Raw genomic sequence first — 14,396 nt, forward strand, 5'->3', positions numbered from 1 at the left:
AAAGGAAGCCAGCGCGCTGCTGGCCCTTATCGACAACCGCTCCGGCAAGGAGAAGATGAGCGAGCGAAATCTCTAGCGGAAGATTTTTCCTGGATTCATGATGTTCTTCGGGTCCAGCGCCCGTTTGATCGTCCGCATCATGCCCACCGCTCCCGCGCCCGCCTCGGTCACGAGAAAGTCCATCTTGTGCAGCCCGATGCCGTGCTCGCCGGTGCAGGTGCCTTCCAGTTCGATCGCGCGCATCACCAGCGCATGGTTCAGCGCCTCGGCCTTGGTGCGCTCTTCGGCATCGTTGGGGTCGATCAGATAGCCGAAGTGGAAGTTGCCATCGCCAACGTGGCCGACGAGGAAGTACGGGATGCCGCTGGCGTCGACCTCGGCCACCGACTCGAGCAGGCAGTCGGCCAGCCGGGAGATCGGCACGCAGGTATCGGTCGAAATCGCCCGACAGCCTGGCCGCGACTGAATCGCCGCGAAGTAGCTGTTGTGACGCGCCGCCCACAGCCGCGTGCGTTCTTCCGGCGTGCTGGCCCATTCGAAGGCATTGCCGCCGTGGCCGCTGGCGAGCTCCTGCACCGTCTCCGCCTGTTCTTTTACGCTGGCCGGGGAGCCATGAAATTCCATCAGCAGCAACGGCTCTTCGCGCAGCGTGAGTTTCGAGTACGCGTTGACCATGCGCACCGTGTTCACGTCGATCAGTTCGACCCGTGCGATCGGAACGCCCAGCTGGATGATCTCGATGGTCGTGCGCACAGCCGCCTCGATGCTCGGAAACGAGCAGATCGCCGCCGACACCGCCTCGGGCAACGGATAGATGCGTAGCGTGATTTCGGTGATGACGCCGAGCGTGCCTTCGCTGCCGACCATCAGGCGGGTGAGGTCGTAGCCTGCAGATGATTTCTTTGCGCGCGTGCCGGTACGAATGACCTCGCCACCGGCCGTGACCACTTCGAGCGCCAACACGTTCTCGCGCATCGTGCCGTAGCGGACCGCGTTGGTGCCGCTGGCGCGGGTGGCGGTCATGCCGCCGATCGATGCGTCGGCGCCCGGGTCGATGGGAAAGAACAGGCCGGTGCTCTTGATCTCTTCGTTGAGCGCCTTGCGCGTGACGCCCGGCTGCACCGTCACCGTCAGGTCGTCAGCGTTGATCGAAAGCACCTTGTTCATGCGCGACACGTCGATGCTGATGCCACCCTGCACGGCGAGTAGATGGCCTTCGAGCGACGAGCCGACGCCGAACGGAATGACCGGCACGCTGTATCCGCTCGCGAGCGTGACTGCGTCGGCGACGTCCTGCGTCGATTCGGCGAACACCACTGCCGACGGCGGTGGCGCCTCGAACGACGACTCGTCGCGCCCATGTTGCGTTCGCACGGCGAGCGCCGTGGAACAGTTGGTGCCGAAGCGCGCCTTCAACGCGTCGATCAATGCGTCGGGTGTGTTGCGCAACGCCAATTCAGGCGTCAGATGGGCGAGGGCGGTGGGTGCGTTCATGGATGTCTCCGGAGGCGGTCTACCATTCTATGAACCTACCGCAAAACTCCACAGCAGAAAGACACGACCATGGGCAACCGCCTCACTCAGATCGCAACTCGCACTGGCGACGACGGCACCACCGGCTTGGGCGACAACACGCGCGTGCCCAAAGACCACCTGCGCGTGCACGCCATGGGCGACGTCGACGAGTTGAATTCGCAGATCGGCGTGCTGCTGTGCGAGGCGATGCCGGACAACGTGCGCGAACTGCTGGTCGACATCCAGCACCAGCTCTTCAACCTGGGCGGCGAGCTTTCGATGCCGGGCTACACGCTGCTGAAGCCGGAGGCACTGCTGCAGATCGACAACGCGCTGGTCGAGCACAACGCGGTGTTGCCACGATTGGCGGAGTTCATCTTGCCGGCGGGCACGCGCGCGGCCTCGCTTGCGCATGTGTGCCGCACAGTCGCGCGGCGCGCCGAGCGTGCGGTCGTTTCACTGGGTGCGGCAACCGAGATCAACGATGCGCTGCGGCAGTACCTGAATCGGCTCAGCGACCTGCTCTTCGTGCTGTCGCGGGTCTTGAACCGGATGGACGGCGGCGACGATGTCTACTGGAAGAGCGAGCGGATGGCGCGTGCGGCGGCGGATGGCGCAGCCGAAGATGGTGCGCCGACGGCTTAGCTTCTTGCCGCAACCGCAGGAGACAGTCTCGACGCAAGCTCGACCGCCGAGCCGAAAGCCAGCGTGAACCCCAACGCGCCGTGCCCGGTGTTGAAGAACATGTTGTCGGGTGCGCCATCGACGCTGCCGATGATCGGCACGCCGGTCGGTGTAGCCGGGCGCATGCCTGTCCACGGGGCGAGCTGAATAAAGTCGCTGCAGTGCGGGAACAATGCTCTCGTCGCGGCGACCATCGTGTCGATGCGGCCTTCAGGAATGCGGCTGTCGTGGCCGACGATCTCCGCCATGCCGGCCACGCGCAGCCGTGAGCCGATGCGTGCGAACACCGTCTTGCGCGCGCTGTCGGTCACGTTCACTGTCGGCGCTGCGCCGGGCGAGTTGTCGACGTCGAGGGTGATGCTGTAGCCCTTCAGCGGGTACACCGGCAGGTAGGCGCCAAGCTGGCGTCCAAAGCGCGCCGAGGCGCTTCCCAGGGCCATCACGAAGGCGTCTGCCTGCACCGGGCCTCCGGCGGCTTGCACAGCCTGCACGCGGCCTCGCTGGCTCCCTCTATTCAGGTCGAAGCCTTCGATGTCCGCACCCAACGAGAAGACAACGCCACGCGCGCGCAGCACTTGTTCGAGCGCCCGGCATACCTTGAGGCAATCGGCCGCGCACTCACTGGGCGTGTGCACCGCCCCCGCGATTTGCCGGTGATAGCCGGCGAGCGCAGGCTCGATGGCGATGACCTCTTCGTTCGATACCAGCCGCTGTGGCGCCGAGCCCAAAGCGCGCTGCAGATCGATCTGGCGACGTGCGCCTTCGAGCGCATCGGCACTGCGGTACAGCACCAGCTTGCCGGTGGCAGAGAAGTCGATGTCGGCCGGCAGTTCGGCGCGCACGCTGTCGAACACGGCGCGGCTCGCTGCGGCCAGCGCGAGCAGACGCGCAGTGCTGGCAGCGGCCATGGGGGCATTGCAGGCAGCCAGGAACGCGAGGCCCCAACGCCACTGCTGCGGATCGAGTTTCGGGCGCAGCTTCAGCGGCGACGAAGGCGAGAACAACAAGTGCGGCAACTGTCGCCAGATCGACGGATCGGCCAGCGGCGCCACATACGAGTAGCTCAGCTGCGCGCCGTTGCCGGCACTCGCGCCTTCGCCCGGCGCAGCACGATCGATCACCGTGACCTGATGGCCGTCGCGCTGCAGTTGCCAGGCCGTGGCCAGTCCGACGATGCCTGCGCCGAGCACGCAAATGTGCATGGATGTCCTCGTTCCTTCGTTCTGGAAAATGCCGATGCGCTCGACCTCGCGAGCTTGGCTAATGATGAGCTGCGACGCAGTGCGGATCTGGCGTGTGCAGTGTCACGGGACATGTTGGCACCCGCCTTGCGTACTGCCGAGCTCTTCCCAAGTTTCTTGTTCGTTCAATTTTCCAAAGAGGTCTCCATGAAACTTTCTGCCCTCACGACCGCCGTGCTGGCCGTTGCCGCCGCACTCGCCGCCACCACCGGCGCGCATGCTGCCGACACGCTTGCGAAGATTGCCGCAGCCAACAAGATGACTGTGGCCTACCGCGAATCGTCGGTGCCTTTCAGCTACCTCGACGGTCCTGAGAAACCCGTCGGTTTCTCGGTCGAGCTGACGAACGCCATCGTCGCAGCGGTCAAGCAAAAACTGGGCAAGCCGAATCTGGAAGTCGGACTGATGGCGGTGACGTCGCAAAACCGTATCCCGCTCATCACCAACGGCACGCTCGATCTGGAGTGCGGCTCCACCACCAACAACTCGGCGCGCGCCAAGGACGTCGCCTTTGCCATCAACCATTTCTATACCGGCACGCGGCTGCTCGTGAAGAAGGGCGCAGGCATCAAGGACTACCCGGACCTCAAGGGCAAGAAGGTCGCCATCACGACCGGCACGACCAACGTTCAGGTCGTGCGCAAATACAGCACCGACAAGAACCTCGACATCGACATCGTGATGGGCAAGGACCATTCCGATTCGTTGCTGCTGGTGGAGAGCGATCGCGCCACGGCTTTCGCGATGGACGACATCCTGCTGTACGGGTTGAAGTCGAACTCCAAAACCCCGGCCGACCTCGAAGTCGTCGGCGAAGCGCTGCAGGTCGAGCCGTACGCCTGCATGCTGCCCAAGGACGATCCGCAGTACAAGGCGCTGGTCGACGGCGTCATCACCGGCTTGATGAAGTCGGGCCAGTTCGACAAGCTCTACGACAAGTGGTTCATGCAGCCCATCGCGCCGAAGAACCTGCCCATCGGGCTGCCGATGAGCAAGGAACTGAAGGACAACATCAAGACGCCGAGCGACAAGCCGGCGACTTGACCGCGATCAGCAATACCAGCAATAGCAACGGCATCAGCCACGTGATCATTTCGACCGTCATGACGACGGCCGCTACGGACATCAGGACTATCGCCCCGGCAGCCAGTTCGATCGCGGCGGCTTCCCGCAGCCGCATGCCGAATGGCGTCGCGGTGGCCGCGTACCGATGGAATACCGTGGCCGCATTACGTAGTCAACGACTGGCGCGGCAACCACCTTAATGCGCCTCCGCGCGGTTACCAGTGGGTCGGTGTCGGCGGTGACTTCGTGCTCGCAGCCATCGCGACCGGGCTGATCGCGCAGATCATCTCGAATCAGTAGTCGCAGCGGTGTGCGGGCAGTGGACCGTATCCACTTCGAGCTGCGCTAATCGGCGACAGCAGCCGGCGCCATCTGCGCGCAGACGTTCTTGCCGGTGATCGTCAGCCGGAGGCCGCCACCCTGCCACTCGAGCCAGTTGAGAGCGACGTAGGCTTCGATGTCGTCGACGTCGATCTGGTCGGCGTGCCGCTCACGGAGCATGGCGACAGTTGCCGGCAAAGCCAGCCTGAGACGATCGCGCCGGATGGTTTCAGCAGAAACGAAATCCTTCGGGGCAACTAGAGGGCGGCGCAGTGGCATGACGATCCATTTCGGGAGCAGTACTGTGTACCAATGTACGCTTGCCTTAGCGGCTGTCGCGGACTTATTTGGCGCTGCACTGTCCGCAGCGCGGCACTGTGCCAATGGGCCCACAGATCCTGTGATTCCATGTGTTTCGCGGTGGTCATCGTCTTTCTTCCCGCAGGTAAGGCTCGCCCAATGCACCGGGTTCGCCGTCGTTGGTCCCGCCCGTGTCACTCTTTCGTGCAACCGCGACCCAGATCATCACGGCGAGCGTAATGGCGTATGGCGTCATCGACACGAAGTACTGAGGCAGCTGCACGCCGGCCGCGGCGAGCTGCGGAATCAACGCTTCGATGCAGCCGAACAGCACCGCGCCAGCCAGCGCTTTCCATGGCGACCAGCGCGCGAAGATCACGAGGCCGACTGCGATCCAGCCGCGCCCACCGGTCATGCCGGCGATCCAGAGCTTGGTGCTCACGACAGAGATGTAGGCGCCCGCTAACCCGACCAGCGCCGCCCCAGCGAGCACTGCAGCGAAGCGCCATGCCCCGACGCTGATGCCGGCCGCATCGGCCGCCTGCGGGTTCTCGCCGACCGCGCGCATGCGCAGTCCGGCGCTGGTGCGCGTGAGGTACCAGACCACCGCGATGAAGATCGGCAGCGTGAGGTACACCACGATGTTCTGCGTGAAGAGCCGGCCCACCAGCGGCAGCTCCGACAACGGCCACAACGGCAGCGCACTGAAGCTGGTCACCGCCACATTGGTCCAGCCGAACAGCGTGCCGGCGAGACTGGTAAGCCCCTGGCAAAAGAAGACCAGCGCCAGCCCGGCGATGACCTGGTTCACGCGCAGAAGGATCGTCATGACGGCGAACAGGATCGACACCGCGCTCGCCGCCAGCATGGCGATGACGAGCGAAAGAGCGGGATGCCCGAAAGCGATCTGCGCGCCGATGCCGGCCAGCGCGCCGACCAGCATCAAGCCTTCGGCGCCGAGCGACAGCACGCCCGATCGCTCGGTGAGAATGAGCCCGAGTGCGGCCAACGCATAAGGCACTGCAAAGTCCGGCGCGTTGCCTAACCAATTGGTAGCGATCGCAAAAGCACTCATCGGACGCGCCGTATCCGGTGCCGGATGAAGAAGTCCGACGAAGCCACGCAGATCACCACGATCGCCTGGATCAGCTGCACCATCGAGAACGGGATTTGATAGAACACCTGCAGGTTGCGCCCCGCCACGAAGAGCGCTGCGACCAGCACCGCAACCACCGTCGCGGCCAACGGATTGTTGCGCGCGAGGAAGGCGATCAGGATGCCGGAGAAACCGTAGCCCGCGTAGAAGGCCTGCGTCAGCCGGCCCTCCTGTCCCGCCACCACCACGAACCCCGCGATGCCCGACAGCGCGCCCGACACGAGCACCGCCGACAGAATCATCCGGCGCACCGGCACGCCCACCGCGTCGGCCATGCGCGGGTTGGCATAGACGAAGCGCAGGTACAGCCCCGCACGGCTGATGCCGACGAACCACCACGCCAGCACGGCAACGATCAGCGCGAGGCCGATCGCCGCGGTGCTCACATTGCCGAACCATTCGGGCAACCGCTCGAAGGCGCGGAACTGCGGCGAATACGGGAACGAATCCTTCGGGTCTTTCCATGCGCCGTAGACGAGGTGCAGCAGGAAGTAGCCGGCGATGTAGTTGAGCATCAGCGTCGAGATGATTTCGTTGACGCCGAGCTTCAGCTTGAGCAGCGCGGGTGCCACTGCCCACGAGAGCCCGAGCCCGATCGCCATGAGCAGCATCAGCGGCAAGCGCAGGGTCGGCGGCCCGAGGTCGAAGAACGAGATGGCCGTCGCACCGATGGCGCCCCAGATCATCTGGCCTTCGAGCCCGAGGTTCCAGAAGCGCGCACGAAACGACATCGAGGCCGCGATGCCGACGAGGACCATCGGCGCCGCCTGGAACAGCACCGCCATCAGGCTTTGCTTGTCGAACAGCGTCTGCAGCACGAACTCGTTGAGCAGCTCGTTCGCGGGCACGCCCGCCGCGACCAATATGGCCGCGGAGATGCCCATGCCGATGGCGAGCGACACAACGAGGATCGCGGCCTGCGACAGCCATCCCATCTGCTGCCGGCTCTCCAATGCGAAGCGCCGGCTTGCGAACGGCTGCCGTGCCACGGTCGTGGCGGTCGATGCGTCCACCGCGAGCTCAGCCATGGTCGACCATTGCCTGTCCCACGGCTTGCCGATCGGCCGGCTGATCGAACTCCGCCACGATGCGCCCGCGCGTCATCACGCCGACGCGATCGGCCAGCGCCAGCACTTCGTCCAGGTCTTCACTGATGAGCAGCACCGCTGCGCCGGCATCGCGCGCGGCCAGCAGCCGCGCATGCACCTCGGCACCGGCGCGCACGTCGAGCCCGCGGCTCGGGCTGTGCGCCAGCACGACGCGCGGCGTACGGCCGAACTCGCGCGCCAGCACCAGCTTCTGCGCGTTGCCACCCGAAAGCAATGCCGCCTTCTGGTCCAGGTTGCGGACGCCCTGCACGTCGAACTGTTCCACGGCGGCCTTCGCATCGGCTTGGAGTTGCGTGGTGTCGAGCCGCCACGGCGAGCCGTAGCGCCCGCCATGCACCTGGCCGATGCCGAAGTTCTCCGCCACCGACAAGGCCCCGGCCAATGCGAGCCCATAGCGATCGGCCGGGATGGCGGCGAACTGCAACGCGCGCCGTTGCGCATTCGAGGCGGCCTTCAAGTCGCCGAAATCCTCCAGCGTGATGTCGCCATCGATCGTCGAGTCGAGTCCCATCAACGCGGCGGCGAGTTCGCTTTGACCGTTGCCGCCGACGCCGGCCAGACCGTAGATCTCGCCGGCGTGCAGCGTGAGGTCGACGCCATCGAGGGCAGGCCGCGCATCACCGACGACCTTGGCCGCAGCCGTGCGCAAGCCGCGCACGGTAAGCCGCGCCGCACCGGCCTGCGAGCGCTGCGGTCGCAGGGTCGAGTGCGCGATCGAGTCGCCGACGGTGAGCTGCACCAGCTCGGCCACCGCGGTCTGCTTCGGGTCGACGGTCTTCACCGTGCGGCCACCGCGCATCACCGTCACGCGGTCGGCATAGCGCCTCACGTCGGCCATCTTGTGCGTCACCAGCACGACGGCAGAACCGCTGCGCGCCAGCGCCTGCACCGTCGACAGCAAGCGTTCGGCTTCGCGGTCGGTCAGCACCGCGGTCGGCTCGTCGAGGATCAGGATGCGGGCGCCCGCGAGCAGCACTTTCAGGATCTCGACGCGCTGCTGTTCGGCGATCGACAGCCGCTCCGTGCATTGCCGCGGATCGATGGCGAAGCCGAGCTCGTCGGCCTTCGCGCGGATCTGCGCTTCGAGCATGCCGAGCCGCTTGCGATGACTGCCTTCACTCGATGCGAGCGGATGCCCGAGCAGGATGTTCTCGGCCACGGTGAAAGGCTTCACCAGCTTGAAGTGCTGGTGCACCATGCCGATGTGATGCCGCGCCGCATCGCGTGGGCCGTCGAGCCGCACTGCGTTGTCGTCGACCAGCAGCTGGCCCGACTCCGGCGCATAGAGGCCGGCCGCGATGTTCATCAGCGACGACTTGCCAGCGCCGTTCTCGCCGAGCAGCGCATGCACCTCGCCCCAGCGCGCGCTGAAGTCCGCGTCGATCAGCGCCTTGAAACCGTCGAACGATTTGCAGATGCCGGTGAGCTGCAGCGCGGTCGCCATGACGCTGAATGTCCTGCGCTTACTTTTGCGTAACCACGCCCTTGACGTACCAGTCCATCTTCCACAGGTCGGCATCCGACAGCGTGCCGCCCGCAGCCACGCGCTCCTTGCCGTCGCGGTCTTTCAGCGGGCCGGCGTAGATCTGCTTGCCCTTGAGGATGGCGTCGCGCTCGGCGGTGATCATCGCGGCCTTGTCCTTGGGCACGCCCGCGCCGAAGCCCGCGATGTCGGTGCCGCCGTCCTTCATCTCGATGAAGGCGCCGTATTGCGAAGGCGTCCAGTTGCCGGCCATGATCTTCTTCAGCTCGGGCGTCAGGAACTTGTCCCAGACCCAGACCGACGAGCACAGCGTGGCCTTGGGCGCGAACTGGCGCAGATCACGATGGTGGCCGGTGCCGTACACGCCGCGCTCCTGCGCGACGATCTGCGGTGTCGGCGAATCCACGTGCTGGCCGATGACGTCGGCACCCTGGTCGATCAACGCCATGGCGGCCGCGCGCTCCTTCACCGGGTCGTTCCATGCGCCGGTGTAGATCACGTTGACGGTGGCGTTCGGGTTCATCTTTTGCGCACCGAGCGCAAAGGCGTTGACGGTCCAGTTCACCACGCCGAAGGGGTTGGCCGCCACGAAACCGAGCTTGCCCGACTTGGATGCCGCGCCGGCCGCCATGCCGCACAGGTACTGGCTCTCGTAGGTGCGGCCGTAGAACGATTCGAGGTTGCTGCCGTTGGTGGTGCCCGAGCCGTTGAGGAACGCGACGTCCGGGTACTTGGCAGCCAGTTCCTTGAAGGTGTCGGAGTAGCCGAAGGCGGTGCCGATGATGATGTTCGCGCCGCGCGAAATGAAGCGCTCGGCCGCCGGCTTGATGGCCGACGCGTCTTCGGGCACGTTCTCGACGAACTGGATCTTCTTGCCGGTCGCAGCCTCGACCTTGATACGCGCCTCGTCGAAAGCCTGCGTCCAGCCGCCGTCGTTCTTCGGGCCGAAATAGATCATCGCGATCTTGGGCTCGCCCTTGAGCGTGAAGCCGTCGGCCATGGCCGGCGCGACGAGCACGGTGCAGGCGGTCAGCGCCACGAGGGCGTACGGGGCGGTTTTGCGGAACATGGTCAGGCCTTTGGTGGTGAGCGTTGAAGACATCGAGAAGAGAAGAAGGGGACAGTCGCCGAGGCCGCGTCACATCATGAAGTTGATGCGGAAGACGTTGCCTTCCGGGTCGAGCAGCACCGACTGGTACCAGTGGTAGTAAGTGACGTAAGGCGCCTTGATCAGCGTCGCGCCGGCGGTCACTGCGATCGGCACCATGCGGTCGACATCGGCCTGGCTGTCGACATCGATGTTGAGCAGGAACTTGACGCCGCGCGTGTCGGAGAACTCGGCCAGGTGCAGCAGCTCGTACGCTTCGAGCGCGTTGAAGCCGAGGCTCGATTTACCGGTGTCGAGCCCACGAAAAATCGGCGAGCGAATCGCCTCGATTTCAGGGAAGCCGAAGACGCGTTGATAGAAGCCGCTGAGCGCGAGAACGTCTTTCGCAAAGACGTTGACGTAGGAAAGATGGGCCATCGAAAGCTGCGCCTCAGGCCGCGACCTTGGTACCGCCGAAGGTCGTCTGTTTCACGAACTTCGACATCAGGTGGTCGCCTGAAGAAATGGGCGCGTACGTCGGCTTGCCGCCAGGTGCCAGACAGCTCGGCAGGCACTCGACCATCGCGTCGTAGTTGGGCTGGTGAAAGAACACCAGCGACTGGCGGCGGTTGGTGCTCGCCGCCTCGAAAGGCGGGTTGACCACGCGGTGCATGGTCGACAGCCACTGGTCGTTGGTCCACTGCATCATCAAGTCGGCGATGTTGACGACGAGGCCACCTTCGACCTGGGGCACGTCGACCCACTGGCCGGCCTTGTTGAGCACCTGCAGTCCCTTGTCGTCGGGCAGCACCACCGTCAGGCTGCCGTAGTCGCTGTGCGCACCGGCACGCAACTGGCCCGGCAACGGGGCTTCTTTCTGTGGCGGGTAACTCAGCACGCGGAACATGCTGATGTGTTCGTCGATCTTGTCGTCGAAGAAACGCTCCGGCAGCTTCAGGCCCAGCGCGAAGATGCGCATCAGCGAGCGCGAGAGTTCGCTCATCGCCTCGAAGTATTCCTCGTACGCTTCGCGGAAGCCCGGGATGTCGGGCCAGCTGTTGGGCTCGAAGTGCGGGCCGGCCGCCTTGCCGCGGTGGTACTCGTCGTCCGGCACGTTCGACGGACCGACCGAGAACGACTCCTTCAAGTCGCCGGGTGTCGCTTCTTCCAGGCTGTACGACAAACCTTCTTCGCCGACCGCGCTGTAGCCGCGCACCGCGTCTTCGCGCGGCCGGTCGACGCGGCGCTTGTCGGCCAGCGGCAACGCGAAAAACTGGCGCGACAGCTCGGACACGCGTGCGATCAATTCGGGCGAAATGCCGTGGTGCGTGATGACCAGAAAGCCGATGCTGCGCGAAGCCTCGTCGACCTTGCGTGCGACCTCGGCGCGGCCTTGTTCGGTGCCCTCGAAGTAGGGCGCGAGATCGATGATGGGTACGGTCAGCAGGGTCATGCTTCGAATCCTTTTGAAGAGCGCGAACCGGTGCGCTGCAGCGGCAGTGACATGCAACGTTTGTGCCAGTTGGACCAAATGGACAAATGCGGCAAACTGGCCCGCGTCATGCAAGCAGCACGGCATGCAGAAACAAGAAAGCAGCAGCCCATGCCGAAGACATCCGGAGGAGCGGTGAAGGCGGCCAATGCCAAGATGACCAAGACGGCCAAGGTCGTCAAGTCGACGCCCGCCACCAAGCCGTCGCAGCGCGGGCAAGCGCTGCGCACACCCGGCGTGCGCAGCGTGGCCGCGGTGAACCGCCGGCTGCGCCAGATCGAAGACAAGCGCAGCGTGATCCTTGCTGCCGCATTGGGGCTGTTCTCGCGCTTTGGCCTGCATGGCACCAGCGTCGATCAGGTGGCAGCGCGGGCCGATGTCTCCAAGAGCAATCTGCTCTATTACTTCGCCAACAAGGAAGAGCTGTACGTGAGCGTGTTGCGCGAACTGCTTGCCGTATGGCTCGAACCCTTGCGCGGTTTCAGCGCCGAGCAAGACCCGCGTGAAGCCATCGGCCACTACATCCGACGCAAGCTGGTGATCTCGCGCGATCAGCCCGACGCATCGCGGCTGTTCTGCCTCGAAATGATTCAGGGCGCACCGTTATTGCGCGACGAACTGGGGCGTGAACTGCGCGATCTGGTCGACCGCAAATCGGAGGTCATCAGGGAGTGGGTCGCGGCCGGCAAGCTGGCGCCTGTCGACCCGCATCACTTGATCTTCGCGCTGTGGGCGACCACGCAGCATTACGCCGATTTCGGCGTGCAGGTGCAAGCCATCACCGGCCGCACGCTCGACGATCCGGCGTTCTTCGAAGAGGCGGTGGAGAACGTGCAGCGCATCGTGCTGCAGGGCATCCTGTCGGCCGCGAAGAACTGAACGGACGCGAAATCGGACTCGGCCTTTTGTCCCGAGCCGGCTCAGTGGGCCGGTGGCGTCACGATGTCGTGATAGCGGCGATCGAAGTAGATGAGCCCATGCGCCGCTTCGCCCATCGCCACCGCCACGACCTCGCAGAACAGCACGTCGTGCGTGCCGACGCTGGTGCTGCTGGTGACGCGGCAGTCGAAGGACACGGAGGCGCCTTCGAGCACCGGCGAACCGGTGGCGCCTCGCTCCCACTGCGAGCCGGCAAAACGTTCGTCCATCGGCGTCTTGCCGCCAAAGACACTTGAGAGCGCTCGCTGTCCCGCGCCCAGCACGTTGACGCACAGCACGCCAATGGCCCGGAAGGCCGGGTACACCGAGGCGGTGCGATTGAGGCAGATGAGCAGGGTCGGCGGCTCGTCCGTCACGCTGCACACCGCCGATGCGGTGAACCCCGCGCGGCCTGCAGGGCCATCGGTGGTAATGATGTTCACCGCTGCGCCGAGCCGTGACATCGCATTGCGAAAGTCGCTGCGCTCGAGTGCTACCTCGCGCTCGGACGGTGCTGGCACCTCGGACAAGGGCACGGGCACGGGCATGGTCGTGCAAGGCATGACGTCAGGCCAGCACGCAGGCTTCGTCAAACGCCAGGCGCGGCAAGCGGCCGAACACCTTGCTCGCATCACCGTGGCCGAGGTTGATCAGCAGGTTGACCGACCAGCTCGTGCCTTCGAAGAACGCGGCGTCGACCACGGCCTTGTCGAAGCCCGACATCGGACCGCAGTCGAGCCCGAGCGCACGCGCTGCCAACAAAAAGTAGCCGGCCTGCATCGAGGCGTTGCGGAACGCGGTCTCGTGCGCGGCTTCGGCGCTGCCGGTGAACCAGGCGCGTGCATCGGCATGCGGAAACAGGGCAGGGAGCTTGTCGTAGAAAAGCTTGTCCCACGCACAGATCACCGTGACCGGTGCGCTTATCGTCTTGTGATGGTTGGCTTTGGACAACGCCGGCGAGAGCTTCGCCTTGCCTTCGGGCGTGCGCACGAACACGAAGCGCGCTGGCGAGCAGTTGGCCGAAGTCGGCGCCATGCGGGTCAGGTCGTAGACGCTCTTCAGCAACTCGTCGGACACCGGTGCGTCGGTCCAGCCGTTGTGGGTGCGGGCCTCGGTGAAGAGGGTGGCCAGTGTGGCGTGGTCGAGGGTCTGTGTCATTTGCGTTGTCCGCTGAAAGTCGCGTCAGGTTGGTTATGCGTTGGCTGTTCTTGCTGCTGCGTTTGTTGCGCGAGGAACTTGAGCAGCACCGGATTGAAGGCATCGGCTTCGGTCACGTTGTGCGCGTGACCGCCATGTACGACGCGCTCCATCGTCGCGTTCGGCAAGCCATCGGCCAGCCGCTGCGAGCAGGTCCACGGCACGAGTACGTCGTCGGTAGCGGTCGCGACCAGGGCCGGTACGCCGATGTCACCCAGCCGCGCATCCACATCGAATGCGCGCAACGCGCCGATGCGCGCAAGCAGGTTGGCGTCGCCCGGAAAGTTGTCGTAAGCGTGATCGACTTCGGCGGCCACGTGCTCTGCATGCGCCGCGCTCCAAGCGGCCGGGTACAAAAAGATCGGCTGCGCCTCGACATAGGCGCGTCGGCCCGAGCCGGCGAGCAAGGCGATGCGGGCGTCGAAACAACGCGCTGAATGTGGGTTCGGCCTGGACCATGCGTTGATGAGTACCAGGCTCGCGACGCGCTCCGGCGCATCGAGTGCCAACTGCAAGCCGACAAGCCCGCCGAGCGCATGACCGACGAGGTGACAGCGTGCCGTGCCGCTGGCATCCAGCACTTCGACCACGTCACGCGCCATGTCGGCGATGGCGTAGTCGTCGGGCAGCACGCCGGGGCTGCGGTTGGTGCCGCGCTGGTCGTACACCACCACGCGCCAGCCGGCGGCGACCAGGCCGGGCAACTGCGGACGCCAGAAGCCAGCCGAACCACCGAGGCCGGACGACATCAGCACGCTGGGTGCGTCCGAGTCGACGCCGTGGACTTCGAAGTGCAAAGTCATTTCAGGGGCATGGAAAATTCATGTG

The 14,396-nt window shown here is 65.1% G+C and carries 15 protein-coding genes and 1 pseudogene; 4 read left to right on the forward strand and 12 right to left on the reverse strand.

All coding sequences use genetic code 11. The annotated features are described in order from the left end of the window. Nucleotides 1-72: 72 nt before the first annotated feature. Nucleotides 73-1,494, reverse strand: coding sequence for an FAD-binding oxidoreductase (locus tag QN397_RS00320; RefSeq protein ID WP_323499728.1), 1,422 nt, complete (start codon nt 1,492-1,494; stop codon nt 73-75). Nucleotides 1,495-1,563: 69 nt separating this feature from the next. Between QN397_RS00320 and QN397_RS00325 the strand changes: the two genes are divergently transcribed. Further along, entirely contained in the window at nt 1,564-2,160 is a 597-nt protein-coding gene (locus tag QN397_RS00325; RefSeq protein WP_323496815.1) for a cob(I)yrinic acid a,c-diamide adenosyltransferase, read from the forward strand. On the opposite strand, the gene QN397_RS00330 is transcribed toward QN397_RS00325, so the two are convergent. Continuing rightward, a complete protein-coding gene (locus tag QN397_RS00330; protein ID WP_323499729.1) occupies nt 2,157-3,401 on the reverse strand; it encodes a D-amino acid dehydrogenase in 1,245 nt (414 codons plus the stop codon). The two genes, QN397_RS00325 and QN397_RS00330, sit on opposite strands and share 4 nt — an antisense overlap. Before the next feature lie 186 nt (nt 3,402-3,587). Here QN397_RS00330 and QN397_RS00335 point away from each other — a divergent pair, with 186 nt between their 5' ends. Together QN397_RS00335 and QN397_RS26725 are read left to right on the forward strand one after the other, a co-directional pair. Next, complete coding sequence (locus QN397_RS00335) at nt 3,588-4,484, forward strand: transporter substrate-binding domain-containing protein (RefSeq protein WP_323499730.1); 897 nt, start codon at nt 3,588-3,590, stop codon at nt 4,482-4,484. A gap of 28 nt (nt 4,485-4,512) precedes the next feature. Further along, nucleotides 4,513-4,805 (forward strand): annotated as a pseudogene (locus tag QN397_RS26725) (RcnB family protein); the annotation flags it as partial. 45 nt (nt 4,806-4,850) lie between these two features. Here the strand turns inward: QN397_RS26725 and QN397_RS00345 are convergent. The 7 genes from QN397_RS00345 to QN397_RS00375 form a co-directional block, all read right to left on the reverse strand. Then, nucleotides 4,851-5,105, reverse strand: coding sequence for a hypothetical protein (locus QN397_RS00345; protein WP_187053792.1), 255 nt, complete (start codon nt 5,103-5,105; stop codon nt 4,851-4,853). Between the two features lie 145 nt (nt 5,106-5,250). Further along, entirely contained in the window at nt 5,251-6,201 is a 951-nt protein-coding gene (locus QN397_RS00350) for an ABC transporter permease (RefSeq protein WP_323499731.1), read from the reverse strand. Beyond that, complete coding sequence (locus QN397_RS00355) at nt 6,198-7,310, reverse strand: ABC transporter permease (protein WP_323499732.1); 1,113 nt, start codon at nt 7,308-7,310, stop codon at nt 6,198-6,200. The genes QN397_RS00350 and QN397_RS00355 overlap by 4 nt, the downstream gene beginning before the upstream one ends. Further along, complete coding sequence (locus tag QN397_RS00360) at nt 7,303-8,835, reverse strand: ABC transporter ATP-binding protein (protein WP_323499733.1); 1,533 nt, start codon at nt 8,833-8,835, stop codon at nt 7,303-7,305. The genes QN397_RS00355 and QN397_RS00360 overlap by 8 nt, the downstream gene beginning before the upstream one ends. 19 nt (nt 8,836-8,854) lie before the next feature. Then, the gene (locus tag QN397_RS00365; protein ID WP_409050846.1) at nt 8,855-9,943 is read right to left on the reverse strand and encodes a BMP family ABC transporter substrate-binding protein; all 1,089 of its coding nucleotides are present in this window, start codon (nt 9,941-9,943) and stop codon (nt 8,855-8,857) included. A 69-nt stretch (nt 9,944-10,012) separates the two neighbouring features. Further along, nucleotides 10,013-10,399, reverse strand: a complete 387-nt coding sequence (locus QN397_RS00370; protein ID WP_323499734.1) for a VOC family protein — start codon at nt 10,397-10,399, stop codon at nt 10,013-10,015. A 13-nt stretch (nt 10,400-10,412) separates the two neighbouring features. After that, nucleotides 10,413-11,414 (reverse strand): isopenicillin N synthase family dioxygenase, encoded by a 1,002-nt coding sequence (locus QN397_RS00375; RefSeq protein WP_323499735.1) that lies wholly within the window; start codon nt 11,412-11,414, stop codon nt 10,413-10,415. A 150-nt stretch (nt 11,415-11,564) separates the two neighbouring features. Here QN397_RS00375 and rutR point away from each other — a divergent pair, with 150 nt between their 5' ends. Then, nucleotides 11,565-12,332: an HTH-type transcriptional regulator RutR gene (gene rutR / locus QN397_RS00380; RefSeq protein WP_323499736.1), complete on the forward strand. Its 768-nt coding sequence runs from the start codon at nt 11,565-11,567 to the stop codon at nt 12,330-12,332. Between the two features lie 41 nt (nt 12,333-12,373). Here the strand turns inward: rutR and QN397_RS00385 are convergent, their stop codons facing one another. From QN397_RS00385 to rutD, 3 genes are all read right to left on the reverse strand, one after another. After that, the gene (locus tag QN397_RS00385; RefSeq protein ID WP_416352296.1) at nt 12,374-12,835 is read right to left on the reverse strand and encodes a flavin reductase; all 462 of its coding nucleotides are present in this window, start codon (nt 12,833-12,835) and stop codon (nt 12,374-12,376) included. Between the two features lie 103 nt (nt 12,836-12,938). Then, entirely contained in the window at nt 12,939-13,529 is a 591-nt protein-coding gene (locus QN397_RS00390) for a malonic semialdehyde reductase (protein ID WP_323499737.1), read from the reverse strand. Next, nucleotides 13,526-14,371, reverse strand: a complete 846-nt coding sequence (rutD, locus tag QN397_RS00395; protein ID WP_323499738.1) for a pyrimidine utilization protein D — start codon at nt 14,369-14,371, stop codon at nt 13,526-13,528. The genes QN397_RS00390 and rutD overlap by 4 nt, the downstream gene beginning before the upstream one ends. Between the last annotated feature and the right edge of the window lie 25 nt (nt 14,372-14,396).

The organism is Variovorax sp. RTB1 (assembly GCF_035018765.1).
Lineage (GTDB): Bacteria > Pseudomonadota > Gammaproteobacteria > Burkholderiales > Burkholderiaceae_C > Variovorax.

Coding starts and splice junctions, on each gene's coding strand:
- QN397_RS00320 (WP_323499728.1), bottom strand. CDS start 1,494: ATGAACGCACCCACCGCCCTCGCCCATCTGACGCCTGAATTGGCGTTG.
- QN397_RS00325 (WP_323496815.1), top strand. CDS start 1,564: ATGGGCAACCGCCTCACTCAGATCGCAACTCGCACTGGCGACGACGGC.
- QN397_RS00330 (WP_323499729.1), bottom strand. CDS start 3,401: ATGCACATTTGCGTGCTCGGCGCAGGCATCGTCGGACTGGCCACGGCC.
- QN397_RS00335 (WP_323499730.1), top strand. CDS start 3,588: ATGAAACTTTCTGCCCTCACGACCGCCGTGCTGGCCGTTGCCGCCGCA.
- QN397_RS00345 (WP_187053792.1), bottom strand. CDS start 5,105: ATGCCACTGCGCCGCCCTCTAGTTGCCCCGAAGGATTTCGTTTCTGCT.
- QN397_RS00350 (WP_323499731.1), bottom strand. CDS start 6,201: ATGAGTGCTTTTGCGATCGCTACCAATTGGTTAGGCAACGCGCCGGAC.
- QN397_RS00355 (WP_323499732.1), bottom strand. CDS start 7,310: ATGGCTGAGCTCGCGGTGGACGCATCGACCGCCACGACCGTGGCACGG.
- QN397_RS00360 (WP_323499733.1), bottom strand. CDS start 8,835: ATGGCGACCGCGCTGCAGCTCACCGGCATCTGCAAATCGTTCGACGGT.
- QN397_RS00365 (WP_409050846.1), bottom strand. CDS start 9,943: ATGTTCCGCAAAACCGCCCCGTACGCCCTCGTGGCGCTGACCGCCTGC.
- QN397_RS00370 (WP_323499734.1), bottom strand. CDS start 10,399: ATGGCCCATCTTTCCTACGTCAACGTCTTTGCGAAAGACGTTCTCGCG.
- QN397_RS00375 (WP_323499735.1), bottom strand. CDS start 11,414: ATGACCCTGCTGACCGTACCCATCATCGATCTCGCGCCCTACTTCGAG.
- rutR (WP_323499736.1), top strand. CDS start 11,565: ATGCCGAAGACATCCGGAGGAGCGGTGAAGGCGGCCAATGCCAAGATG.
- QN397_RS00385 (WP_416352296.1), bottom strand. CDS start 12,835: ATGTCACGGCTCGGCGCAGCGGTGAACATCATTACCACCGATGGCCCT.
- QN397_RS00390 (WP_323499737.1), bottom strand. CDS start 13,529: ATGACACAGACCCTCGACCACGCCACACTGGCCACCCTCTTCACCGAG.
- rutD (WP_323499738.1), bottom strand. CDS start 14,371: ATGACTTTGCACTTCGAAGTCCACGGCGTCGACTCGGACGCACCCAGC.